Genomic DNA, 330 nt, shown 5'->3' on the forward strand with positions numbered 1-330 from the left:
GCCTGACGGCGGCTACTGGATGCCCCTCTTCGTACACCTGACCCCGGGAGCCACCCTCGACGAGGCACTCCTGAGCCGCATCAAGGCCACCATCCGCGAACAGCTCTCACCACGTCACGTCCCCGACGAGATCATCGAGGTCCCCGGCGTCCCGCACACCCTCACGGGCAAACGCATCGAGGTCCCGGTCAAGCGCCTCCTCCAGGGCACTCCGTTGGAAAAGGCCGTCAACCCCGGTTCCATCGACAACCTCGACCTCCTCCATTTCTACGAGGAACTCGCCCGCAAACGCGCCTGACCCCACCCGGCCTCGGACCACCGACTCACATC

General features: G+C 65.8%; 1 pseudogene. It reads left to right on the forward strand.

Features of this window, described 5'->3' with window-relative positions:
• Positions 1–298: pseudogene (locus tag ACLZOT_RS51035) on the forward strand (acetoacetate--CoA ligase); the annotation flags it as partial.
• Between the last annotated feature and the right edge of the window lie 32 nt (positions 299–330).

Origin of the sequence: Streptomyces sp. 4F14 (assembly GCF_048159485.1) — a bacterium.
Classification (GTDB): domain Bacteria; phylum Actinomycetota; class Actinomycetes; order Streptomycetales; family Streptomycetaceae; genus Streptomyces.